Origin of the sequence: Streptomyces sp. NBC_01515 (genome assembly GCF_045040345.1) — a bacterium.
Classification (GTDB): Bacteria; Actinomycetota; Actinomycetes; order Streptomycetales; family Streptomycetaceae; genus Streptomyces.
On the sequence record NZ_CP109416.1, the window covers coordinates 7,854,237 to 7,876,509 of the forward strand.

Annotated in this window: 22 protein-coding genes; 13 read left to right on the top strand and 9 right to left on the bottom strand. The window is 68.4% G+C overall.

Translation table 11 applies throughout. The annotated features are described in order from the left end of the window. The first annotated feature begins 206 nt into the window (after positions 1-206). From OG407_RS35615 to OG407_RS35640, 6 genes are read left to right on the top strand one after another with little or no spacing between them, the layout of a single operon-like run. Positions 207-1,190, top strand: coding sequence for an endonuclease/exonuclease/phosphatase family protein (locus tag OG407_RS35615; RefSeq protein ID WP_405868796.1), 984 nt, complete (start codon positions 207-209; stop codon positions 1,188-1,190). Further along, entirely contained in the window at positions 1,187-2,452 is a 1,266-nt protein-coding gene (locus OG407_RS35620; protein WP_405863625.1) for a lipid II:glycine glycyltransferase FemX, read from the top strand. The genes OG407_RS35615 and OG407_RS35620 overlap by 4 nt, the downstream gene beginning before the upstream one ends. After that, a complete protein-coding gene (locus OG407_RS35625; protein WP_405863627.1) occupies positions 2,449-3,399 on the top strand; it encodes a D-isomer specific 2-hydroxyacid dehydrogenase family protein in 951 nt (316 codons plus the stop codon). The genes OG407_RS35620 and OG407_RS35625 overlap by 4 nt, the downstream gene beginning before the upstream one ends. After that, positions 3,392-4,441: a D-alanine--(R)-lactate ligase VanA-Sc gene (gene vanA-Sc / locus OG407_RS35630; RefSeq protein ID WP_405863629.1), complete on the top strand. Its 1,050-nt coding sequence runs from the start codon at positions 3,392-3,394 to the stop codon at positions 4,439-4,441. The genes OG407_RS35625 and vanA-Sc overlap by 8 nt, the downstream gene beginning before the upstream one ends. Continuing rightward, positions 4,438-5,046: a D-Ala-D-Ala dipeptidase VanX gene (vanX, locus tag OG407_RS35635; RefSeq protein WP_405863631.1), complete on the top strand. Its 609-nt coding sequence runs from the start codon at positions 4,438-4,440 to the stop codon at positions 5,044-5,046. The genes vanA-Sc and vanX overlap by 4 nt, the downstream gene beginning before the upstream one ends. A gap of 41 nt (positions 5,047-5,087) precedes the next feature. Beyond that, positions 5,088-6,440 (top strand): hypothetical protein, encoded by a 1,353-nt coding sequence (locus OG407_RS35640; protein ID WP_405863633.1) that lies wholly within the window; start codon positions 5,088-5,090, stop codon positions 6,438-6,440. A gap of 146 nt (positions 6,441-6,586) precedes the next feature. Here the strand turns inward: OG407_RS35640 and OG407_RS35645 are convergent, their stop codons facing one another. Then, on the bottom strand, positions 6,587-7,009 hold the full coding sequence (locus OG407_RS35645; RefSeq protein WP_405863635.1) for a MarR family winged helix-turn-helix transcriptional regulator: 423 nt from the start codon (positions 7,007-7,009) through the stop codon (positions 6,587-6,589). A gap of 62 nt (positions 7,010-7,071) precedes the next feature. Here OG407_RS35645 and OG407_RS35650 point away from each other — a divergent pair, with 62 nt between their 5' ends. Then, positions 7,072-8,142, top strand: coding sequence for an FUSC family protein (locus tag OG407_RS35650; protein ID WP_405863637.1), 1,071 nt, complete (start codon positions 7,072-7,074; stop codon positions 8,140-8,142). Here the strand turns inward: OG407_RS35650 and OG407_RS35655 are convergent. Further along, a complete protein-coding gene (locus tag OG407_RS35655) occupies positions 8,106-8,381 on the bottom strand; it encodes a response regulator transcription factor (protein ID WP_405863639.1) in 276 nt (91 codons plus the stop codon). The genes OG407_RS35650 and OG407_RS35655 overlap by 37 nt on opposite strands. Here OG407_RS35655 and OG407_RS35660 point away from each other — a divergent pair. After that, positions 8,380-9,108, top strand: a complete 729-nt coding sequence (locus OG407_RS35660) for an ABC transporter permease (protein WP_405863641.1) — start codon at positions 8,380-8,382, stop codon at positions 9,106-9,108. The two genes, OG407_RS35655 and OG407_RS35660, sit on opposite strands and share 2 nt — an antisense overlap. On the opposite strand, the gene OG407_RS35665 is transcribed toward OG407_RS35660, so the two are convergent. Together OG407_RS35665 and OG407_RS35670 are read right to left on the bottom strand one after the other, a co-directional pair. Then, positions 9,105-9,359, bottom strand: a complete 255-nt coding sequence (locus tag OG407_RS35665) for a DUF397 domain-containing protein (RefSeq protein ID WP_405863643.1) — start codon at positions 9,357-9,359, stop codon at positions 9,105-9,107. The two genes, OG407_RS35660 and OG407_RS35665, sit on opposite strands and share 4 nt — an antisense overlap. Beyond that, positions 9,356-10,177 (bottom strand): helix-turn-helix domain-containing protein, encoded by an 822-nt coding sequence (locus OG407_RS35670; protein WP_405863645.1) that lies wholly within the window; start codon positions 10,175-10,177, stop codon positions 9,356-9,358. The genes OG407_RS35665 and OG407_RS35670 overlap by 4 nt, the downstream gene beginning before the upstream one ends. Before the next feature lie 112 nt (positions 10,178-10,289). On the opposite strand from OG407_RS35670, the gene OG407_RS35675 reads away from it, so the two are divergent. After that, positions 10,290-10,709, top strand: a complete 420-nt coding sequence (locus tag OG407_RS35675; protein ID WP_405863647.1) for an ATP-binding protein — start codon at positions 10,290-10,292, stop codon at positions 10,707-10,709. On the opposite strand, the gene OG407_RS35680 is transcribed toward OG407_RS35675, so the two are convergent. Continuing rightward, positions 10,700-12,874 (bottom strand): tetratricopeptide repeat protein, encoded by a 2,175-nt coding sequence (locus tag OG407_RS35680; RefSeq protein WP_405863649.1) that lies wholly within the window; start codon positions 12,872-12,874, stop codon positions 10,700-10,702. The two genes, OG407_RS35675 and OG407_RS35680, sit on opposite strands and share 10 nt — an antisense overlap. 183 nt (positions 12,875-13,057) lie before the next feature. Here OG407_RS35680 and OG407_RS35685 point away from each other — a divergent pair, with 183 nt between their 5' ends. Together OG407_RS35685 and OG407_RS35690 are read left to right on the top strand one after the other, a co-directional pair. Continuing rightward, positions 13,058-13,870 (top strand): DUF6461 domain-containing protein, encoded by an 813-nt coding sequence (locus OG407_RS35685; protein ID WP_405863651.1) that lies wholly within the window; start codon positions 13,058-13,060, stop codon positions 13,868-13,870. Further along, positions 13,863-14,933, top strand: coding sequence for a DNA glycosylase AlkZ-like family protein (locus OG407_RS35690; RefSeq protein WP_405863653.1), 1,071 nt, complete (start codon positions 13,863-13,865; stop codon positions 14,931-14,933). The genes OG407_RS35685 and OG407_RS35690 overlap by 8 nt, the downstream gene beginning before the upstream one ends. On the opposite strand, the gene OG407_RS35695 is transcribed toward OG407_RS35690, so the two are convergent. Beyond that, positions 14,920-15,528: a YceI family protein gene (locus OG407_RS35695; protein WP_328678732.1), complete on the bottom strand. Its 609-nt coding sequence runs from the start codon at positions 15,526-15,528 to the stop codon at positions 14,920-14,922. The two genes, OG407_RS35690 and OG407_RS35695, sit on opposite strands and share 14 nt — an antisense overlap. Positions 15,529-15,984: 456 nt before the next feature. Here OG407_RS35695 and OG407_RS35700 point away from each other — a divergent pair, with 456 nt between their 5' ends. Together OG407_RS35700 and OG407_RS35705 are read left to right on the top strand one after the other, a co-directional pair. Then, complete coding sequence (locus tag OG407_RS35700; RefSeq protein WP_366490145.1) at positions 15,985-17,568, top strand: acyl-CoA carboxylase subunit beta; 1,584 nt, start codon at positions 15,985-15,987, stop codon at positions 17,566-17,568. 56 nt (positions 17,569-17,624) lie between these two features. After that, the gene (locus OG407_RS35705) at positions 17,625-17,816 is read left to right on the top strand and encodes an acyl-CoA carboxylase subunit epsilon (protein WP_078652542.1); all 192 of its coding nucleotides are present in this window, start codon (positions 17,625-17,627) and stop codon (positions 17,814-17,816) included. Positions 17,817-17,885: 69 nt separating this feature from the next. Here OG407_RS35705 and OG407_RS35710 read toward each other — a convergent pair whose 3' ends face one another. The 3 genes from OG407_RS35710 to OG407_RS35720 form a co-directional block, all read right to left on the bottom strand. After that, entirely contained in the window at positions 17,886-20,996 is a 3,111-nt protein-coding gene (locus OG407_RS35710; RefSeq protein ID WP_405863656.1) for an NACHT domain-containing protein, read from the bottom strand. A 93-nt stretch (positions 20,997-21,089) separates the two neighbouring features. Then, positions 21,090-21,671 (bottom strand): ATP/GTP-binding protein, encoded by a 582-nt coding sequence (locus tag OG407_RS35715; protein WP_100572095.1) that lies wholly within the window; start codon positions 21,669-21,671, stop codon positions 21,090-21,092. Next, positions 21,652-22,224 carry a DUF742 domain-containing protein gene (locus tag OG407_RS35720; RefSeq protein ID WP_405863658.1) on the bottom strand — a complete coding sequence of 191 codons (573 nt, stop codon included), beginning with the start codon at positions 22,222-22,224 and terminating at the stop codon, positions 21,652-21,654. Before OG407_RS35720 ends, OG407_RS35715 begins: the two co-directional genes overlap by 20 nt. Positions 22,225-22,273 lie beyond the last annotated feature (49 nt).

The window sequence follows — 22,273 nt, forward strand, 5'->3', positions numbered from 1 at the left end:
TATCGTCCGCGTATCGAAAACCCCATACGCGCCGGCAACACCGGGCTGCCTTGACTGGCGGCGTGACGCCAACTCCTTCACCGGTACCGACGCAGACACCCTCACCGGCACCGACGCCGACTTCATCACCGGCACCGACGCGGACCCCGCCGCCAGGGCGAACGACGGGCCTCCGGACAACGAGCCTCCGGACAACGACCTTCCGGATTCCTCGCGAACCCTGGAAACGCGGCCCGGTGCTCGCGACGCTCGCCCTGCTGCTCGGGCTGCTCATGGCGCTGCACGCCCGGCTCCCGAGCATCGGGGGCATCGGCAGCCTGGTGGAGAGCCTCCTGCCGTGGTTCGGCGCGTTCGTGCCGGTGCTGCTGGCCGGAGCGCTGTGGCGCCGGTCCGCCTCCGCCGTGGTCGCGCTGGTGCTGCCGGTCACGGTCTGGCTGAGCCTCTTCGGCGGGCTGCTCACCGACAAGGCCCACCCCGGCGGCGACCTCACCGTGGTCAGCCACAACGTCGACGCCGGCAACCCCGACCCGACCGGCACCGCCCGCAGACTGGCCGCCTCCGGCGCGGACTTGCTCGCACTGGAGGAGCTGACCGATCAGGCCCGGGGCAGCTACGAGAAGGGGCTCGCGAAGGCGTACCCGTACCACGCGGTGCGGGGCACGGTCGGGCTCTGGAGCAGGTTGCCGCTGTCGGACACGCGGCCGGTGAACGTCGTACGGGGTGATGCCGGACCGCTGGCGAGGACCAAGCCGGCCGAATCGAAGGCGGAGGCGGCGGACGAGGTCCGGGCGCTGCGCACGACGGTGGCCACGGCTCGCGGGCCGCTGGCGGTGTACGTGGCGCACCTGGGGTCCGTGCGGGTGACGTCCAGGGACGGCTTCTGGACGGTCTCGCGCGACTTCGGCGCGGACGCGCTCGCCAAGGTGATCGCCGCCGAGCCGAACAAACGGGTGGTGCTGCTCGGCGACCTGAACGGCACCACGGACGACCGCGCGTTCCACGCCCTCACCTCGCGGCTGAACTCGGCCCAGGAGACGGCCGGGAACGGCTTCGGCCTCACCTGGCCCGCGTCCTTCCCGATCGCGCGGATCGATCAGATCCTGGTACGGGGGGTGCGGGCGCGGAGTTCGTGGGTGCTGCCCGAGACCGGTAGCGATCACTTGCCGGTCGCGGCCCGGATCAGCTGGTGAGCCGAACCGTCCACCCCTCAGGGGCCGTTGCCGCGGGCGTGCGTCGTCTGTCCGTCGAACCGATCAGCTCCGCAGAGCACTTGGCATTCGTACGCGCCCAGCGGTCGGTGAGTTTTCTGCAGACCCCGGCGTGGGGCCGCGTCAAGACCGAGTGGCGCAGCGAGTCCCTAGGTTGGTACGACGGCCGTCAACTGGTCGGCGCCGGGCTCGTGTTGCACCGTCCGGTGCCGAAGCTGGACCGCTGCACGCTGGCGTATCTGCCCGAGGGCCCGGTCATCGACTGGACCGGGGACATCGACAGCTGGCTCGACCCGTTGGCGGCGTATCTCAAGGCACACGGCGCGTTCGCGATCCGGCTCGGGCCGCCGGTGTGCACGGACATCTGGAGCGCGGCCCAGGTGAAGGAGGGCCTCGCCGACCCGGGCATCCGGCGGCTCACCGACCTGCCCGCCGCGTGGGCCGATCCGGTCGGCACCCGCGTGACCGACCGTCTCCGGGCCGCCGGCTGGCTGCCGCAGAACCCGGAGGACGGCTTCGGCGTCGGGCATCCGCAGTTCAAGTACGAGATGCCGCTGGCCGGCCGAACGGAGGACGACCTCCTCAAGGGCATGAACCAGCTCTGGCGCCGCAACATCAAGAAGGCGGCCAAAGCGGGAGTCGAGGTCAGAGTCGGCGAAGTCACGGCAGGCGGGGGCACGATCGTTGGTATGGCCGGAGCCGGAGCCGGAGCCGGAGCCGGAGCCGGAGCCGGAGCCGGAGCCGGAGCCGCGGACTCGTTCGGCCCGGACCTGAAGGCTTTCCACGACCTCTACGTCCACACCGCGCGACGCGACCGCTTCACGCCCCGCCCGCTGCGCTACTTCGAGACCATGTTCGCGGCACTGAACGCCGAGGATCCCGACCGGATCAAGCTCTATCTCGCCCACCATCAGGGCGACTTGGTCGCCGCCACGATCCTGGTCCGGGTCGGCGCCCACGCCTGGTACTCCTACGGCGCCTCCTCCACCGAGAAGCGCGAGGTGCGCGGCTCCAACGCCTGCCAGTGGGCGATGATCCGCGACGCGCTGGCCGCCGGCTGCGATGTCTACGACCTGCGCGGCATCACCCCCACCCTCGACGCGGACGACCCGCAGGTCGGGCTGGTCCGGTTCAAGGTCGGTACCGGGGGTCAGGCGGTGCGGTACGCGGGGGAGTGGGACCTGCCGTTGCGGCCGCTGCTCTACCGGGCGTTCGACCTCTACATGAGCCGGCGGGGCCGATGAACACGGGCATCACGATCTACGGCTGCGGGCCGGACGAGGCCGCTCTGTTCCGGGAGTTGGCGCCCCGCTTCGGTGTCGTCCCGACCATCACCCAGGCGCCGGTGTCCGCAGCGAACACTCAACTGGCCTACGGAAACAGGTGTGTCAGCGTCAGCCACAGAACGCCGATCACGAACTCCGTTCTGCTCGCGCTCAGTCGAGCCGGCGTGGCGTACCTCTCCACGAGGAGCATCGGCCGCGACCACATCGACGTGGACTACGCGAACCGTGTGGGCCTGTCCGTCGGGAACACCGCCTACTCGCCCGACAGCGTGGCCGACTACACGGTGATGTTGATGCTGATGGCGATCCGGAACGCACGGTCCACGGTCCGCCGCACGGACGTACACGACTACAGGTTGAACGAGATGCGCGGAAAGGAACTGCGCGACCTGACCGTCGGAGTCGTCGGAACGGGCCGTATCGGCACGGCGGTTGTGGACCGGCTACGGGGTTTCGGCTGCCGGGTACTGGCCCACGACAGCCGTCTCACCCTCGATCTGGACGAGTTGCTGCGGCTGAGCGACATCGTGACGCTCCACGCACCGCTCACCCCGGACACGCACCATCTCCTCGACCGTCGGCGCATCGAGCGGATGAGAAACGGGGCGTTCGTCATCAACACAGGCCGCGGCCCGCTGCTCGACACCGAGGCCCTCGTCACGGCCCTGGAAAGCGGCCGGTTGGGCGGTGCGGCGCTGGACGTCCTCGAAGGAGAGGAAGGGATCTTCTATGCCGACCACAGAGACAAACCCATCGACAACAAGACGTTGCTGCGGCTGCACGAGCTGCCGAATGTGCTCATCAGTCCGCACACCGCCTACTACACGGACCACGCCCTGAGGGACACGGTCGAGAACTCCCTCACCAACTGTCTGGCATTCGAAAGCGGGGATCAGCATGGCTAGGTCGAAGATCGCGGTTCTGTTCGGTGGCTGTTCCGAGGAACACCCCGTCTCCGTCAAGTCCGCGCAGGAGATCGCGCGGAACCTCGATGCGGAGAAGTACGAGCCGTTCTATGTCGGGATCACGAAGAGCGGTGCGTGGAAGCTCTGCGACGGTCCGGGCGAGGACTGGGAGAACGGCAGGTGCCGTACGGCCGTGCTGTCACCGGACCGGAGTGTGCGAGGCCTACTGATCCTGGAGCAGGGGCGATACGAGACGATCGGCCTGGACGTCGTGCTGCCGGTCCTGCACGGCACGCTCGGTGAAGACGGCGCGATACAGGGCTTGTTGGAGCTGTCCGGCATTCCTTACGTCGGCTGCGACGTCCCGAGTTCCGCCCTCTGCATGGACAAGTCCCTCGCCTACGTCGTCGCCGGAAGCGCGGGAATAGCCACCCCGAATTTCTGGACCGTCACGGGCAAGGAGGACGACATCGACCCCGGCCGGCTCACCTATCCCGTCTTCGTGAAGCCGGCCCGTTCGGGTTCGTCGTTCGGGGTCGGCAAGGTGTCCCGGAAAGAGGAACTGCCGAACGCGCTGGACAGTGCACGGCAGTACGACACGAAGGTGCTGATCGAAGAGGCGGTCATCGGCAGCGAGATCGGCTGTGCCGTCCTGGGCGATGAACTCGACCTGGTCGTGGGCGAGTTGGATCGCATCGCGCTCTCCCACGGGTTCTTCAGGATCCATCAGGAGGACAAGCCCGAGACCGGTTCCGAGAACGCGACGGCGGTCGTCCCCGCCGACATCCCGGCGGAGTCGCGCACACGCGTCCAGGAGACGGCGAAGGCGGTGTACCGCGCCTTGGGGTGCAGGGGCCTCGCACGGGTGGACATGTTCCTCACCGAGGACGGGGAAGTGATCCTCAACGAGGTCAACACCCTGCCCGGAATGACCTCGTACAGCCGCTATCCGAGAATGATGGCAGCCGCTGGATTTCCACTGACCGAGGTGATCGACCGACTGGTGTCATCGGCGCTGGCCGCTGCTGGGGAAAGCCGATGAACGACGACTTCGTCTACGTGGACGAGCACGTACCCGGAATGCGCTGGGACGCCAAATACGCCACCTGGGACAACTTCACCGGCAAGCCGGTGGACGGATACCTGGCCAATCGCATCGTAGGGACAAAGGCGCTGTGCGCGGCGCTGGAAGAGGCGCAGCAGAAGGCCGAAACCCTGGGCTTCGGTCTGCTCCTCTGGGACGGGTATCGCCCCCAGCGTGCCGTGGACTGCTTTCTGCGCTGGTCACGACAGCCCGAGGACGGCCGGACCAAGCCCCGCCACTATCCGAACATCGACAGGGCCGGAATGTTCGCGAGGGGATATGTGGCCGCCAGGTCGGGCCACAGCCGGGGCAGCACGGTCGACTTGACGCTGTTCCGCCTGGATACCGGTGAACTGGCTCCCATGGGCGGGGGCCATGACCTGATGGATTCCATCTCGCACCACGGAGCGAAAGGGATCACGTATGCGGAGACGGAAAACCGTCACCACCTGCGCGCCCTCATGGATTCCTGCGGTTTCAGCGCATATGACAACGAGTGGTGGCATTACGTACTGAAATCCGAACCGCATCCGGACACCTATTTCGACTTTCCCATCACGTAACCGATCCGGCCTGGGGAGCCGGTGTCGGGTAGCGTCGAATCATGAAGGCCGTGACTCTGACCCGAAGCCTCCCGGGGCTGCTGCTGGCCCTGCTGCTCGCCGCGCTGACCATGGCGTCCCCGGCCGCCGCGGACACCGGCGTCTCGACGATCGGGCAGGCCCTGCGCAAGGGTCCCGTCTACGTCGACCCGGCGGCCTCCGGGCTGTCGTCCGCCGACGCGCTCACGCAGCGGATCAAGAAGGCGGACAAGCCGGTGTTCATCACGGTCCTCCCCGCCGACTACCCGACGGCGAACCTCTTCACGAACCTCCGCACCGCCACCGGCATCACCGGCCTCTACGCGATCCGCCTCGGCGACCGTTTCGACGCCCGCGCCGACTCCTCCGTCCTGTCGAACACGGCCGTGAAGAACCTGGTCAGCAGCGTCCAGGGCGAGGACGCGAAGACTCAGCTCGCCGACTTCACCGACCGCGCGCTCGCCAGCATGGGCGGCTCGGCGCCCGCGTCCTGGGGCGGCTCGTCGGACGGCGGCGGGGGAGTCTCCGGTACGGCGCTGATCGTCGCGGGCGGGGTACTGGTGGCCGGTGGCGCGGGGGCGTACACCCTCGTACGCCGTGGCCGTCGCCGCCGCGAGGAGGAACAGCGGGCGGCGCTCGACAGGCTACGGGTGGTCGTGGACGAGGACATCACGGCGTTCGGCGAGGAACTGGACCGCCTCGAATTCCACCCGGCCGAACCCGGCGCCGACGACGCGATGCGCGCGGACTACGAACGTGCCCTCGACGCCTACGAGCAGGCGAAGTCGTACATGGCGGCGGCCACGAAACCGGAGGACGTCCGGTCGGTCACCCAGGCCCTGGAGGACGGCCGCTTCTCCCTCGCCCAGCTCGCCGCCCGCCGCGAGGGCCGCCCGCTGCCCGAACGCCGGGCCCCCTGCTTCTTCGACCCGCGCCACGGCCCGTCGGTCGCCGACGCCACCTGGACCCCGCCCGGCGGCGCACCCCGCGAGGTCCCGGTCTGCGCGGCCGACCAGGCCCGCCTCGCCGACGGCCGGGACCCGATGATCCGCGAGGTCGACACCGACTACGGCCGCCGCCCGTACTGGGACGCCGGCCCGGCCTACGGCCCCTGGGCAGGCGGCTACTTCGGCGGCGGCCTCCTCCCCGGCCTCCTCGTCGGCACGGTCCTCGGCAGCATGATGTCCACCCCGTCCTACGCCTCCGACTACGGCACGGGCTACGGCGACTTCGGCACCGGCGGCTACGACGGCGGCGACGTCTCCGGAGCGAACTTCGACCCGGGCGACTTCAGCGGCGGCTTCGGCGACGGCGGGGGCGGGGACTTCGGGGGCGGCGGAGACGGCGGCGGTGGAGACTTCGGCGGAGGCTTCTAGAGGAGAGAAACCGCAGGGACCTGCTCCGGCGGTGCATACCAGCCCCGGCCGGGGCAACTCCCGCAGGGGCGTGGCAACTCCGGCCGGGGCAACCCCCTAAGGGGCGCGGGGAACTGCGCGACCAGCCCCCACCGGCCCGCAGCCGATCAACTACCTGCGAGCCGTTCCATCAACACCCCTGCCAACTCCAACACCCCCCGCTCCGTAGCACTCAGCGAAGCCAACGCCTCCGCCAGCCACACATCCCGCTCGCCCATGTCCCGGTCCAACGCCCCGTGCCCCTTGGCCGTCAGCGTGAGAACGGACTGACGCCGGTCGACCGGGTCCGGCGCACGCGAGATCAACCCCTCCGCCTCCAGCTCGCCGAAGACCCGGGTCAGAGACTGCGGCCGCTGCCGCTCCGCCGCCGCGATCTCGCCCGGAGTCGCGGAGTGATGCCGGTGCAGATGCCCGAGCACGATCAGCTGATTCGGGGTGAGCCCGGCCTCGTTGCCGCGCTCCTGCCGCAGCCGCCGGTTGAGCCGTACGACGCCACGACGGATCCGGACGGCCTCGGAGAGATGATCCATGCCGGATATCGTACGCCGATGCTTACTATTCAGAGGCCATAACCCCCGCTATTCTCGGGACAGTGACCCCGAAACTCATACGCAACGCGTACGAAGCGGCCCTGACGATGACCGCCGTGCTGCTCTGCTGGGGCGCCGCCCTCTCGCTGGAGGGTGCCGCCGGGCTGCACACCGACGTGCTCGTCCTCGCGGTCGCCCTGACCCTCACCCTCGCCAACACCCAGCGCACCGCCGACACCCGCCGCCGCCTCACCGCGCTCGTCCTGCTGCCCGTCACGGCCGGTGCCTCGATCTTCGTCGGGCGACTGATCGGCTCCCACTACCTGCTCGGCGCCGCCGTCTTCACGGCGGGCATGGCGCTGGCGATCTGGATCCGCCGCTACGGCCCCGCCGCCACCAAGGCGGGCACCCTGCTCGCCCTCCCACTCGTGACGCTCCTCGTCGTACCCGGCCCCCCGCTGCCGGCCAAGGCGCAGAGCGGGCTGGTCACTTGGGGCTGGGCGGCGCTCGTCGGGGCGCTCGCGTGTGCCGGGGTCTGGCTGGTGCAGGGGCTGGGCGACCGGTTCGGGCCCCCGGCCTGGCGTGCGGAACCCGGCCCCGACCAACCCCCGCGCCGCTCCCGCCTCCACCCCCGCCCCAGCACCCGCATGGCCCTCCAGATGGCGGCCGGAATCGCCGCCGCGTTCACCGTCGGGCATCTCCTCTTCGACGACCACTGGCCGTGGGTCGTCCTCACCGCGTACGTCGCCGCGAGCGGCAACCGCGGCCGAACCGACGTACTGCGCAAGGGAATTGAACGCCTCGCCGGAGCCACGGTCGGCACGCTGCTGGCCACCGGCATCGCGCTGGTCGGCGTCACCGGCCACACGGCCGTGGCGCTGATGTTCGCCGTCCTCGCCGTGGCGTTGTGGCTGCGCCCCCTCAACTACGCCTACTGGGCCGCCGGAATGACCTGCGCGCTCTCCCTCCTCCTCGGCTACTTCGGCCAGGACGCCCTGAGCCTGTTGCCCACCCGGCTCGAAGGGATCGCGGTCGGGGCGGTGTTGTCGGTGGCGTCGGCGTGGTGGCTGCTGCCGGTGCCGCGCGCCCGCCGCCGTCAGCCGGTCCTCGGCACGACGAGTCCCGTCTCGTAGGCCATCACCACGGCCCGCGTACGATCCCGCAGCCCCAGCCTGGACAGCCCCTCCGCGAGCAGCCGCCGCGTGATCCCGGGTGGCCTGGGCGGCGACTCGCCCGCGGCCACGACCCGTACCGCCTCGGCGCCGTCGCGGGCCGTGCCCACGACCGTGAAGTCGGCCTGGGTGGCGAGGAGTCCGGCGTACCCGAACCGGACGATCTCATGGTTGTCGGCGACGACGATCCGGATGTTCATGGCAGCGCCTCCGCCTCCGTCTCCGGCGGCGCAGTGGCTGCTGAGGGTGACACCGGCGGCTGCCTTCGCGATCCAGCAGGGCGTCACGTACTACCCGCAGGTCCACCACAACTGCCTTCCGGAGAGCGGCTGTTACCCACTCACCCCGTACCACGGCCTGGCGGTCCTGGCGGTCTATGCGGCGGCGGCTCTGCTCCTGGCGGCAACGGTCGCCTTGACGGCGGCGGTCGGCGCGGCGGCGGCCTCGTCCCTCACGACCCAGGTGTGCCCGTCTCCCGCCGCCTGTCACGAGGACACGGTGAAACTGACCCTGACCGGGGTCCAGTTGAGCCAGGCACTGTGTCTGGTCCTGGGCGTGCTGTCGATGGGGGCGGAGTACAGCACGGGCACGATCCGCACGACGCTCACGGCGATGCCGGGACGGTGGCGGGTCCTGGCGTCCAAAGCGGCCACGCTGTCCCTGCTGACGGCGGTGACGGGAGCCCTGGCGGTACTGTCCGCCGTGGGCCTGGGCTTCCTCTACGTAGTCCCGTCCCTGTCCCGCCTGGTCAACTCCCCGACCTGGCAACACCGTTTGCAACGCAGGACCCCCATGCCGGCGGCCCTCTCCATCCAGGCGACGAAGAACCTGGAGAGGCTGGCGATCGCTCCGTGGCCGGGGTTGGGGGTGCTGGCGGCTTACGCGGTGGGGTTGTTGGTGGTCGGGGGGAGCGGCGTTCGGGATTAGGGACGCGTGACCTGACCGAGGAACTCGCTCCAAGTGCCGGGCGAGACGGTGAAGATGGGTCCGGCGGCGACCTTGGAGTCACGAACGTGAATGGCGGCGGGGTGAGCGGCGACCTCGATGCAGTCCCCGCCCTCGCTGCCGCTGTAGCTGGACTTCCGCCAGGCGTAAGCGACTTCGATGCAGTTGCCGCCCTCGCTGCCGCTGTAGCTGGACTTGAACCACGCCAACTGCTGCCGTGCTGCGGTGTTCATTGCTCTCCTAGCAGTCGCTCCAGGAGGCGCATGCTCTCGGAGGGAGAGAGCGCCTGTGACCGCAGCATTCCATATTTCAGGTGGTAGTTACTCACCTCTTCCGGGTCCTCGACGAGGAAGCTGGCGCGCTGAACTTCCAGGTAGGCGAGGCGCTCGTGGTCCGGCGTCTCCAGCAACACCAGAGGACCGTCGAGGCAGGCGTGGGGCATCCGGTCCATCGGCATGATCTGCACGCCCATGTGGGCCGGTTCGTTGGCCTCGATCAACTTGCGGATCTGGTCCCGCATGATCTCCGGGCCGCCGACGTTCCGCCGCAGGGCGCTCTCCTCGATGATGAAGTGCCCCACCGGCGGCCGCTTGCGTGTCCAAATCTCCTGCCGTTGCATCCGGTTGGCCACCCACTGGTCGGCCGTCTTGTCCGCGACCGCTGGATACCCGGACTCGAAGACGCAGCGGGCGTACGCCTCGGTTTGGAGCAAACCGGGCACGACCTGTGTCTCGTACGACAGGATGGCGACGGCCTCCTGCTCATTGTCGACGAGCCCCTGTGCGAACGCGGGCATCCGCGCCTGCACCGGCAACTTGTCGACCAGGGCGAACAACGCCCCACCCGTGTGCAGCAGTTCATCGAACTCGATGGCCCGATGATCCTGCAACGCAAGCCGCCCTTGCTCGATGGACCTGATGGTGTCAACGTGCAGGTTCGCGATCTCGGCGAACTGCTCCTGCGTGAGCCCCGCCTGCCTCCGGAAGTGGGCGACCAGCCCGCCGACCGCCTGCCAAGTACCGACCTTCTTGGGCCTCTTCGCCGATTGCATGCGTGTCCCTTTCCCCCGCGCACACCCGAAGTCGTCGTAGTGGGGTCGTAGAGAAAACAAATACGACCTCACTCACTGACCCACGATAGTGACTGCCTGTGACAGTGGCCTCATGAACGAACAACTCCACCAAAGCCACACCCGCCAGGCGTTCTACCGACGCGACCGCAGATCAGTCGCGCTGGCCCGCACGTTCACCCGGAACACCCTCGCGGACTGGGAGATCACCGACCGCACCGATGATGTCCTGCTCTGCGTAAGCGAGTTGGCGACAAACGCGGTCCTCCACGGCGTACCACCGGGCCGGCGTCTCGCCCTCCGTCTCTGCGTCCACCTCGACGGAGTCCTCCGCGTCGAGGTCCACGACAGCGGCACCGGCGAACTCCGAAAGGTCCGCACCCCGTACCGGGATCTCCACGCGGAGGACGGCCGCGGCCTGATGCTGGTCTCCATGCTCGCGGACAAGTGGGGGGTGGGGGAGCGGGCGCCGGGGAAGGTGGTGTGGTGCGAGTTCGCGGTGGGTTATGGGTGAGTGTTTGGGAGTTCGGCGATGTCGGACTCGTCGCTGAACTCCCGGTACAGATCAGGCGCTTGGCGCCGAGCTGATAGTGCCTCCTGGGTGCGGTCGAGCTGGAGAAGCACGGTGCTTATGCTGGCCCGGGCCAGGGTCTCTCCGTGACGGTCGCGGAAAAAGACGTACCAGTTCAATGCCCGGTTGTGGGCTCCGAGCGCCTTGTCGTACAACCCCAACTCGTTCCAGGTCGTCCCCAGGTTGCTCCAGGCGTTGGCCCGGTAGTGCCAGTCGCCGGATTCGGCGCACAGCCCCAGAACATGGACGAAGGCGGTGGTGGCTTCCTCATGTCGGCCCAGCTTGAAGAGGGCGACGCCAAGACCGTTACGGGCCATTGTCTCGCCTTCCTTGTCGCCGAGTTCCACGTGGATGGCCAGGGCTTCTTCGAAGACGTCGTGTGCCTCTTCCGTGCGACCCGCCTCACTTAGGGCAGCACCGAGATTCATGCGTACCCTTGATGTCTGCCGGACCAGGCCGATCTCGGCGGCGATCCGCGCGCTGCGGGTGTGGGCATCGATCGCGTCGTCATACAGTCTGAGCGCTCGCAGCGTAATTCCGATGTGGTTCCACGCCATGGCCTGTCCTTTGGCGTCGCCGGATTCCTCGGACAATCGCAGGGCTCGCCGCTGGGCGGTCTCGGCCTCTTCGAACCGCCGGAGGTGGAACAGGGCTAAGCCGTGAGCACCGGATGTCTTGGCCTCGGCCCAGGAGTCGCGGACCCGGCGGGCGGCTTCATATGCGGCCTTCGTCACAGTGGCCCAGTCGTCGAAGGCACGTCGAAGGCTGAGGTAGCTGTCCAGGTACAGGACGATCAGCAGGGAGAGGGGCCGCCCCTTGTCCTCGCCGTCGGTCCAGTGGACGATCTCCAACAGTCCCGTACGCTCGGAGTCGAGCCATTTCAGGGCTCCTTCGCGTGTGTCGAAGTAATCCTGGGGTGCCGCTTCAGAGATCCCCTCGACGTGAGCCTTGGCGGATACGAGCAGGTGGCAGTAGAACTCCAGCAACTTCATCCGGGCCTCAGCCACTTCCTCATGCACCCCGGGATCCTCGACGGCGACGAGTCGGGCGTAGACCCGAACGAGGTCATGCATCACCCAGTGCTCACCACCTGGGAGTGCGGTGAGGAGCGAGACAGCGGTCAGTTCGTCGAGGAGTGGTTCCAGGTACTCCGGTTCCAGCGAGGTCAGGCTGATCGCGGCCCCGAGCCAGATACTGTCCCCCGGCGCCTGCCCCAACAGTCGGAAAACCCAGGCGAGTTCAGGCTCCAACCGTGCATACATCACGTCGAACACGGGGCGCAGACTCAGTTCCTTGCCGTACTGATCAACCCCCTTCGCTCGCAACGCCCGCACCCGATCCTCGGCCGCCCGCAACTCACTGACCAGTGTGGAAACCGGCCGCTGCCGACGCCGTAGCAACGCCGAGACGATCAGCAAGGCGAGCGGCAAGTGACCGCACAGTTCAGCGAGTTGGCGTACAGCCTCCGGCTCCTCCGCAACCCGACGATCTCCGGGGTCGGACAGCCGAAGCGACCGATCGACAAGATCTCGCGAAGCATCTGGTGTAAGCCCGTTGACCCTGAACTGCCGTACCGGAAGGGAGTCCTGGACCTCCCGGGACGTCACCAGAACCCGATGTCCGCCCCCCTCTCCCGGCAGCAGCGGAACGATCTGAGCCGGGTCGGAGGCGTTGTCCAGAAGAATCAGCACAGGCTCACGGGAACTCAACTCGCCCCGATACCGCGCGTACTGCTCATCAGCCGTAGGCGGCAGATCCGCATCCCCCACCCCCAACGCCCGCAACAGTGCCAGCACCGCCTGATCCGCAGTCACCGGAACCTCGTCGTACCCCCGCAGATCGACGAAGAGCGCACCCCCGGAAAACCACCCCCGCCCCCGCGCCGCATGCGCAACACACAACGCGAGCGCGGTCTTTCCGACGCCACCCAACCCCGAGACGGCGGAGATGACCACGGACTCGGAACCACTACCGACCCCCGGATCAAGGGCGCCCAACAACTCGGCCACCTCATCCTCACGACCGGTGAAGACGGCGGGCGCGGCAGGCAACGCCGACAACGCGGTGGGGGAGGGTGCCGCACGCGGGGACTCCGACTTCCCCGTCACGGGCCCGTGGAACGTACCGCCCCGAAAGTCGAAGTAATCCCCGTCGCCCACTCGCCCCGCCCACCGCTCGTCCCCACGCAGCACTACCGACTGCCGTACCCATAGTGCCCGGGATGTCAGTGGGTCGTCCTAGGGTCAACAGACACAGGCAGGGCGCCTGTTCGTTGCGGAAAGGGGCGGCACGTGGGCGACGGCATTCAGTGGATGGTGGGTGCTACGTCGAGCTCCGGGTGGATGCTGGACGTCCACTTCGCCTGCGGCATCGGCGTCGAGGAACTCGCGCTTCGCATGGGCGCACCGCTCGGGGCGACGGCGGAACCGATGACCGACGCCGAGGTGGCCGATCTCGACATCGACGCCTACCCCGATCGCGGGCCGGGCAGCGCCGTGATCCGCGTCGGCGAGGACGCCGGCTGGGCGTTCGCCATCACCTATGGTCCTTACCTCGACCGACTGGCGGAGGCATCGCGCGACGGCGGGGAAGCCGTCCACTACCACTACAACTCGGAGCACCCGCCCACCACCGTCATGTACGCGCGCGACGGCCGCACCGTCTGCGGATTCGGGCTCTGCGAGGAGGACAACCGCTACGGGGACGAACCCGATCTGCTCCTGCCCGACCTCGTGGCCGCCGGGATCCTGCGCCCGGACGGAGGGACCTACCGCGACCCCAGGATCGGTTTTGGCATCGACGACTACGAAGACCGTAAGCGCCTCGGCCTGGCCGTCTTCGAGGGACGCTTCGGCCTCTCCCTGCCCCGCTCCGCACTCGCGGAAGCCCGGCTTCCCGTGTACGCGATCATGGGTTCACCGGCCCCGGACTTCGAGGAGATCTCCGCGTGGGCCGCGGCCAACGACAGACCCCTGCCCGACACCCACCTGCGCCTGATCCCGGCCGGCCTGCGCAAGGAGTACGAGCGGGCCACCGACCCCGAGTGGTGGCAACGAGGGGCACACCGCCTCACCGCACGCGTCGAGTGGAGCCCCCATGCATGAACTGACCCGCCCCCAAGCCCGCCGCATCGCCGTCCAGGCTCAACTCCTCGACGCCCATCGCCCCACCGAACTCCACGCGGTCGTGAGGCAGTTGACCCTGCTCCAGATCGATCCGATCGCCGCGATCGCCCCGAACGCCGACCTGGTCGCCTGGAGCCGCCTCGGCTCGTCGTACGTACCGGACGAGTTGGCCACCGCGCTCAAGGAGCGGACCCTCCTCGAACTGCGGGCGATGATCCGCCCGAGCGAGGACCTGGCGCTGTACCGCGCCGACATGGCCGTATGGGAAAGGGAGTCGAAGCACTACCGCGAGTGGGTCGTCGCCAACGACGCGTGCAGGCGGGACATTCTGGAACGGCTCGGCGGTCAAGGGCCGCTCACCTCACGGGAGTTGCCCGACACGTGCGCGGTGCCGTGGAAGTCGTCGGGGTGGACGCACAACCGCAACGTCAGCCAGCTGCTGGAGCTGATGGTGTTGAGGGGGGAGGTCGCCATCGCGGGGCGTGCGGGGCGGGAGCGGCTGTGGGACCTGGCCGCACGCGTCTACCCGGACGAACCCGCCGTGCCGCTCGACGAAGCGCGGCGCCTGCGTAACGAACGGCGGCTGCGCGCCCTCGGTATCGCCCGGGCCACCGGCACCGCACTCCCGGTCGAACCCGCTGTCGTCGGTGAGGTCGGCGAACGGGCCGTCGTAGAAGGGGTGAAGGGGGAGTGGCGGGTCGATCCGGCATACCTGGAACGGCCGTTCAGCGGGCGGGCCGCACTGCTCTCGCCCTTCGACCGGCTGATTCACGACCGGAAGCGCACCGCCGAACTCTTCGGCTACGACTACCAGTTGGAGATGTACAAACCGTCCGAGAAGCGCCGCTGGGGTTACTTCGCCCTGCCGATTCTCTACGGTGACCGGCTCGTCGGAAAGCTCGACGCCACCGCCGACCGCAAGGCCGGCGTGCTCCTGGTGAACGCCGTCCATCAGGACGTGGAGTTCACCCGGAGCATCGCCGATGCCGTGGACGCCGAGATCGAGGACCTGGCGGTCTGGCTCAAGCTCAGGCGCTCTTGATCGCCGAGATGTCGAAGTTCAGCTTGATCTTCTCGGAGACGAGGACGCCACCGGTCTCCAGCGCCGCGTTCCAGGTGAGGCCGAACTCGGAGCGCAGGATCTCGGCCTTGCCCTCGAAGCCCACGCGCTCGTTGCCGAACGGGTCCTTGGCCGCGCCGTTGAACTCCAGGTCGATGGTGATCGGCTTGGTGGTGCCGAGGATCTCCAGGTCACCGGTGACGCGGTAGTCGTCGCCGCCCAGGGCCTCGGCCGAGGTGGAGCGGAAGGTCATCGTGGGGAACTCGTCCGTCTTGAAGAAGTCCGCGCTCTTGAGGTGACCGTCACGGTCCGGCGAGCCGGTGTCGATGCTGTCCATCTTGATGTCGAGAGACGCGGTGGACTTGGCCGGGTCACTGCCGTCCAGGTGCAGCGTGCCGGTGAAGTCGAGGAACTTGCCCTTGACGTTGGTGACCATCGCGTGGCGGGCGGTGAAGCCGAGCGTGGTGTGCGACGGGTCGATGGTGTACTCGCCGGTCAGCGCGGCCAGGTCGGGGTTGACGGCGGCGGGTGCCGAGGTGGTGTCGGTCTCGTCGCTCTTGCGGCCGAAGATGCCCATGACGTGCTCCTAAAGGGGACGGGGGTGGTGCGGGGATGAAGCGGGGGTGGTGCGGGAGTGGCGCGGGGATGAATCTGTTGAACGTTCAACGATGCCAACACGAAGGACCGTAGACCTATTCCATTCAATTTTCAACATCATCCGCAGGGTGTTGCGCCAACTACTACGAGTACGCCCTCTCGGCGGCCCCGGCAACGCGAGAATCACTCCGCGAATCGCTTCGGGGGGCGCTCGGGAGTCACTCGGGAGTCACTCTGGGGATGGCATCCGCCGCACGTGAATGTGAGGTGGCTCTCAGCTGTCAGGTTTGTGTAACCCCTACAACCAGCATGCCCCGTGAGCAGTCGGAACGGCTGCATGCCGGTGAGGTTCTGTTCAGGGGTACCAGGAAAACGGTCCGGAGACTGTGCAGAGTCGACGGCGCCCTTTCCTTGGTCCCCTTCGTAGGGTCAGTACATGACCGTTTTGGATGAGGCGCCGGGTGAGCCGACTGACGCGCGTGGGCGAGTGGCCGAGCTGCACGAGATTCGTGCGCGGGCACTGGCCGGCCCGAGCGAGAAGGCGACCGAGGCGCAGCACGCCAAGGGGAAGCTGACCGGCCGGGAGCGTATCGACCTGCTCCTCGACCCCGGGTCCTTCCGTGAGGTCGAGCAGCTGCGCCGGCACCGCGCCGTCGGCTTCGGCCTGGAGGCCAAGAAGCCGTACACCGACGGTGTCATCACCGGCTGGGGCACGGTCGAGGGCCGCACGGTCTTCGTCTACGCGCACGACTTCCGGATCTTCGGCGGCGCGCTGGGCGAGGCCCACGCCACGAAGATCCACAAGATCATGGACATGGCCATCGCGGCCGGGGCTCCGCTGGTCTCCCTGAACGACGGCGCCGGTGCCCGCATCCAGGAGGGCGTCTCCGCCCTCGCCGGGTACGGCGGCATCTTCCAGCGCAACACCAAGGCCTCCGGGGTCATCCCGCAGATCAGCGTGATGCTCGGCCCGTGCGCCGGCGGCGCGGCGTACTCGCCCGCCCTCACCGACTTCGTCTTCATGGTCCGCGAGACCTCGCAGATGTTCATCACCGGCCCGGACGTCGTCAAGGCGGTCACCGGTGAGGAGATCTCGCAGAACGGCCTCGGCGGCGCCGATGTCCACGCCGAGACCTCCGGCGTCTGCCACTTCGCCTACGACGACGAGGAGACCTGCCTCGCCGAGGTGCGCTACCTCCTGTCGATGCTCCCGCAGAACAACCGCGAGAACCCGCCCCGCGCCGAGTCGAGCGACGAGGCCGAGCGCCGCTCGGAGATCCTGCTCGACCTGGTCCCGGCGGACGGCAACCGGCCGTACGACATGACCAAGGTGATCGAGGAGATCGTCGACGACGGCGACTACCTGGAGATTCACGAGCGTTGGGCCCGCAACATCATCTGCGCGCTGGCCCGCCTCGACGGCCAGGTCGTCGGCATCGTCGCCAACCAGCCGCAGACCCTCGCGGGCGTCCTGGACATCGAGGCCAGCGAAAAAGCTGCGCGCTTTGTCCAGATGTGTGACGCTTTTAACATTCCGATCGTTACGTTCCTGGACGTTCCGGGATTCCTTCCCGGCGTCGACCAGGAGCACGGCGGAATCATCCGGCACGGAGCGAAGCTGCTCTACGCGTACTGCAACGCCACCGTGCCGAGGATTTCGCTCATCCTGCGCAAGGCGTACGGAGGTGCCTACATCGTCATGGACAGCCAGTCCATCGGCGCCGACCTCACCTACGCCTGGCCCACCAACGAGATCGCCGTGATGGGCGCCGAAGGTGCCGCCAACGTCATCTTCCGCCGCCAGATCGCCGACGCCGAGGACCCCGAGGCGATGCGGACGCGCATGGTCAAGGAGTACAAGTCCGAGCTGATGCACCCGTATTACGCGGCTGAGCGCGGACTCGTCGACGACGTCATCGACCCCGCCGAGACCCGCGAAGTACTCATCAAGTCGCTCGCGATGCTGCACACCAAGCACGCCGACCTGCCGTCGCGTAAGCACGGCAACCCCCCGCAGTAATCCAGCGGATTCCTCGCGGTACACCCGCGGAAACCTCATCCACGGAGACTGAACCTATGAGCACCCCTGACATTCGTGTCGAGAAGGGCCACGCCGAGCCCGAGGAAGTCGCCGCCATCACGGCGATCCTGCTGGCCCGTGCGGCGGCTGCGCCCGCGGAAGCCCCGGCTCACCGTCCGCTTCCCAAGGCCGGCTGGCGCCGGTTGGAGCGCGAGGGTGGATTCCGGGCGCCGCACAGCTGGCACTGAGCAGCGCTTCAACTCGCTTGCTGCGGCCCCACTCTCCTGCGGGAGGGTGGGGCCGTTGGCGTTTGCGGGTCAGGTGATGTTGAGGTTCTTGACCGGGAGGTCGAGGGTGGTGATGGGAGTGCCGTCGGGAGACCGGCAGGACGATAGGTGTAGTAAGTCGAGGGAGCTGAGGTCGCGGTAGGCGCGGGAGTCCCCAGGCGCGACGCAGCGCTCCAGTATGAGCGTCCGCAGTTGGGCCGGAAGGGGTTCACGTGCTGTCAGCCATTCCGGCAAGTGCATGACTCTGAGGATGAGGTCATGGAGCCCGTGCATGGCTGAGACGCTGCTCAGGCCACGTGGCGTACACGTGCTCGCGGTCGACAGAAGGAGGCATTCGACATCGGGGAAATTACTCAAAGCGGTTAGTTCGCACGTCCCGTTCAGCTCGTAGAAGCACAGCCAGGATGTGGTCGGACCGAGACGCAGACTGTCGAGGTCGGCCATGCCCCCGTGGCCGAGCGCCAGGTAGGAGAGGTTCCCTAAGTTCTCCACGGATTCGAGTCCGTGCAGCTTTCCTCGCCCCAAGACCGTGAGGTGCCGTAGCTGTGGGTGAGCCGACAGCACTGAGAGGTCTCCGGGGCCACGGAGGTCGAAGACCGACAGGATCCCCACGGGTGGGAGTTGATCCACGGCAGCGAGCGTCGGGAGCGGGTAGTGGATCAACAGCTGCGTGACGGACTTCAACCGAGTCGCTGCGCGCCACTGTTGGGAGTGCGTGAGACTCACGTGGTGTCCCGCCAACGGCAACCCGGCCAGTACCTGCTCGCCGTAGGCGTCCGCGTCGAAGTATGCCCAGGCGTCGATGATTTCCTGGACGACGGGGTCACGGCGGTCCGCGGCATACCTCACCATCAACGCCAACGCCTCCTCACCCCCGATCATCGCCACGGTCCGCACCGTCTGCACCGCGGCCTTCTCCGTCAACTCGCCCAGTGAACGCGGCAACCGCCGCAGCAAGCTCGTCCCCACAGCCGCCAAAGCCGGAGCATCCGTACGCCGACGAGCCGGAAGCAGCGCCGACACCGCCCCGTCCAACCGCCCCGCCAGCCCATCCGGGACCGTCGGCAACGTCTCCTGACAAGAAGCCGCGAGCAACCGCAGCCCCCGCGCATACCGAGGTTCCGCCTCCGCCCGATCCAGGATCCCGTCCAACAGCTCCTGCCGCTGACGGGAGTTGGCATGCCCCGCGGCCATGATGATCGTCTCGCGCCACAGGTCCAGGTGGGCCCGCCCGACGAGGTTGCCGATGCGGTCCTCCTCCGTGGCCTCTTCCGCCGCCAGGTACTCCTGGAAGGTCCGGTGGACGAAGTCGAGGCGGCCCTCGACGGGGGAGCGGAGGATGCCGGAGCGGTCCCGCAGCTGTTCCAGGACCCCAAGGCCGTCCTGTACCTCCAGGTGCCGCATCGCCGAGAGCTTGGACGCGACATGACCTGCAGCTAGCTCAAGGGCGATCTCGCTGCGGTTGTTGTCCGACAGGCGCCAGGCCAGATCCCGCAGCACGACCAGCTTGTCGCCGAGGCTGAGCTTGCTGTCCAGCGCACTCGGCACGTTCCGGTCGGCGTCGCGGTCGTGGACCAGGGTGTGGAGCGCGTTGCGGTACAACTCCATGCGGTCCCGGGGGAGTTGGCTGCCCCGGTTCAGGTGCATCGCGCACAGCATCGCGGCCAGGAGCGGGGTGCCCGCCAGGGACTGGAGATGCGCGCGGTCCTTGAGGCTGTTGAGCAGGGACTGTTCGTAGCGGGGCAACTCGTCGACGCCGCAGGGGAGTTCATCGCCGAGTTCCCGTACGGCCTCGTGCCACTGCCGTACGAACGCGGCCAGGTCCGGGGGTGTCATCCGGTCGAGGTGCAGCGCGGTGAAGTCCTCCCGGCGCAGCCAGTCCGCCCCGGCGGCGGTCGGGCGGGAGGTCACGACGACCCGTATGCCACCGTAGGCCCCGAGTAGCTTGCGCAGCCAGTCACGCACCAACCGTCGCTCCGAGCCCAGCAACTCGTCCACTCCGTCGACCAGTAACAGGACCTTGTTGTGCCGGAGTTGGCGCTCCACCCAGCCCCTGGGCATGATCCCGGTGATGTTCCCGGCGACTCCGTCCAGCAACTCCTCGGGTTTCTTGGGCAACGAACGGCCGCTGTACTCGCGGAGTTTGACGAAGACGGGTGTGAGGCCGTTCCAGTCGGCGAGTTCGGCGGTGAAGGCGCCCCGGGCCGCCGTGATCGCCAGCCAGCGGAGCAGCGTGGTCTTGCCGGAGCCCGCCTCGCCGCGCAGCAGGACCCTGGACGCCCCGCCCAGCGCCGACTCCACCCGCATCCCGGAGCTCTCCGTCCCGGACTCCTCCCAGCCGCTCAGGTCCGGCCTGAGCGGCAGTGTGCGGACGGCGGCGCGGCGGCGGGTCCCGTCGTCCCCGGTGGCCCGCAGGCTGACGTAGGCCACCGACAGCCGTACCTGCGCGGCGGCGCGGTCGGACGTGCGGCGGAACAGTTCCACCTCGTCCAGGGTGTTGCTGACCAGCTCCATGTACCAGCGGCGGAACTCCTGGTCCCGGTCGGTGCCGTCGGGGGCGAACAGGGAGCGGTCGGGGAGGCGTTCGAGGACGCGGGCGACCCGGTCGCTCAACGAGCTGGTGCGGGCCAGGAGTTCGGCCAGGGTCCGCTCCTCGAAGACCGGGAGGGTGCGCACGATGCTGACGTAGTACTCGCAGCATTCGCTGAAGAGGAGTTCGTAGAGGCGTGTTTCGGGTTCGTTCAGGCCGACCGGTGGGCTCACGGATGCGGTGATGCGGCGGATCAGTTCGGCCGGTTGCGCGTCGGCAGCCAGGACCGCCTCGTCGGAGAGGTCGGCGCGGGCGAAGGTGTCGCACACCCCGTTGAGCGCCGCTTCCCGGCCGCTCTCGTCCAGGCCGCGGAACTCCTGGGCCAGGAACGGCTCGATCCGCGCGGCCGCCGTGTCGGCCATCTCCTCGAACTGGCGCTGGACGCTGCGCTGTTGGCGCAGCCCGGACACCCGCAGCCGGACGAGTTCGTCCATCGGCAGCCGGCGCTCCTGCTCGCGCCGCCTGCCCCCCAGCCACGTCTGCGCCGCCGCCTTCACCACGGTCGTCCCCAGACGCAGTGCAGCCGCCTCCGCGCTCATCGTGTCCCCCATTGCCGAACCGAAGAGTGTTCAGTGTGGCAGGGGGGTACGACAAAGGGGCCTACTCCAGCCGGAGTTGGCCCCTTGACGTCGACATGCCGCGTGTTACCGGAGGCGGGCCATCAGCGCGTGCTCGACCAGGGTGATCAGTGCCGACTTCGCGTCCGCGCGGTGGCGGGCGTCCGTCGTGATGATCGGGGCGTCGGGGCCGATCTGCAGGGCCTCGCGGACCTCGTCCGGGTTGTACGGCTGCTGGCCGTCGAAGCCGTTGAGGGCGATGACGAAGGGGAGACCCGAGTTCTCGAAGTAGTCGACCGCGGGGAAGCAGTCGGCGAGACGGCGGGTGTCGACCAGGACGATCGCGCCGATCGCGCCTCGTACCAGGTCGTCCCACATGAACCAGAAGCGGTCCTGGCCCGGCGTACCGAAGAGGTACAGGATCAGGTCCTGGTCCAGGGTGATGCGTCCGAAGTCCATCGCGACCGTCGTGGTCGTCTTGTCTCCGGTGTGGGTGAGGTCGTCGATGCCCGCGGACGCGGACGTCATCACAGCCTCGGTACGCAGCGGGTTGATCTCCGAGACGGCCCCGACGAACGTGGTCTTGCCCACGCCGAAGCCGCCCGCCACCACGATCTTCGCCGAGGTCGTGGAGCGGGAAGGCCCTCCGCTAGAGCTTGCGAAGTCCACTGAGCACCCTTTCGAGCAGTGTCACATCTGGCTGGCCGCCGGCGTTCTCGTCGCCGCCGGGTTGATGAATGGCGACCAGGCCTGCCTCCGCCAAGTCGGCGACGAGGATCCTGGCCACACCGAGAGGGATCGTCAGGAGGGCCGAGATCTCGGCCACCGACTTGATCTCCCGGCAGAGGTTGCAGATCCGCTGATGCTCGGGCAACTGGCCCTGCAACTGGTGCGGCTGCGCGGTCGTGTGCACCAGCGCCTCGATGGCGAGCTGGTAGCGGGGGCGCGTCCGGCCGCCGGTCATGGCGTACGGACGCACCAGGGGATTGCTCGACGACCCTGCGGGCGCCGCCTCGGGGGAGCGTCGATGGGGCTGCACAGGCTGGATGCGCGGCGCCGGCGGCTGGTCGTACGGCGAAGGACCGGGGCCCTGCGGGTACTGCGGGCGACGCGGGGACGGCGAGGAGGGGAAGTTGTACCGGTTCTGGGAACCGTCGCCCTGCCCCTGGCCGGGGCCGTACGACCAGTTGCCCGAAGACGAACCGCCTGGGGGTGTTGCCACTTTCTCCTCCTCCGACTGTGCCGGGCACCCATCAATGTGGAGCCGCGTC

What these genes read in the sequence shown, in the direction of transcription:
- OG407_RS35675 (WP_405863647.1), top strand. Translation starts at nt 10,290, where the DNA reads ATGAACGAACAACTCCACCAAAGCCACACCCGCCAGGCGTTCTACCGA.
- vanX (WP_405863631.1), top strand. Translation starts at nt 4,438, where the DNA reads ATGAACGACGACTTCGTCTACGTGGACGAGCACGTACCCGGAATGCGC.
- OG407_RS35640 (WP_405863633.1), top strand. Translation starts at nt 5,088, where the DNA reads ATGAAGGCCGTGACTCTGACCCGAAGCCTCCCGGGGCTGCTGCTGGCC.
- OG407_RS35710 (WP_405863656.1), bottom strand. Translation starts at nt 20,996, where the DNA reads ATGGGGGACACGATGAGCGCGGAGGCGGCTGCACTGCGTCTGGGGACG.
- OG407_RS35695 (WP_328678732.1), bottom strand. Translation starts at nt 15,528, where the DNA reads ATGGGCATCTTCGGCCGCAAGAGCGACGAGACCGACACCACCTCGGCA.
- OG407_RS35655 (WP_405863639.1), bottom strand. Translation starts at nt 8,381, where the DNA reads ATGAACATCCGGATCGTCGTCGCCGACAACCATGAGATCGTCCGGTTC.
- OG407_RS35645 (WP_405863635.1), bottom strand. Translation starts at nt 7,009, where the DNA reads ATGGATCATCTCTCCGAGGCCGTCCGGATCCGTCGTGGCGTCGTACGG.
- OG407_RS35625 (WP_405863627.1), top strand. Translation starts at nt 2,449, where the DNA reads ATGAACACGGGCATCACGATCTACGGCTGCGGGCCGGACGAGGCCGCT.
- OG407_RS35665 (WP_405863643.1), bottom strand. Translation starts at nt 9,359, where the DNA reads ATGAACACCGCAGCACGGCAGCAGTTGGCGTGGTTCAAGTCCAGCTAC.
- vanA-Sc (WP_405863629.1), top strand. Translation starts at nt 3,392, where the DNA reads ATGGCTAGGTCGAAGATCGCGGTTCTGTTCGGTGGCTGTTCCGAGGAA.
- OG407_RS35670 (WP_405863645.1), bottom strand. Translation starts at nt 10,177, where the DNA reads ATGCAATCGGCGAAGAGGCCCAAGAAGGTCGGTACTTGGCAGGCGGTC.
- OG407_RS35660 (WP_405863641.1), top strand. Translation starts at nt 8,380, where the DNA reads ATGGCAGCGCCTCCGCCTCCGTCTCCGGCGGCGCAGTGGCTGCTGAGG.
- OG407_RS35690 (WP_405863653.1), top strand. Translation starts at nt 13,863, where the DNA reads ATGCATGAACTGACCCGCCCCCAAGCCCGCCGCATCGCCGTCCAGGCT.
- OG407_RS35705 (WP_078652542.1), top strand. Translation starts at nt 17,625, where the DNA reads ATGAGCACCCCTGACATTCGTGTCGAGAAGGGCCACGCCGAGCCCGAG.
- OG407_RS35700 (WP_366490145.1), top strand. Translation starts at nt 15,985, where the DNA reads ATGACCGTTTTGGATGAGGCGCCGGGTGAGCCGACTGACGCGCGTGGG.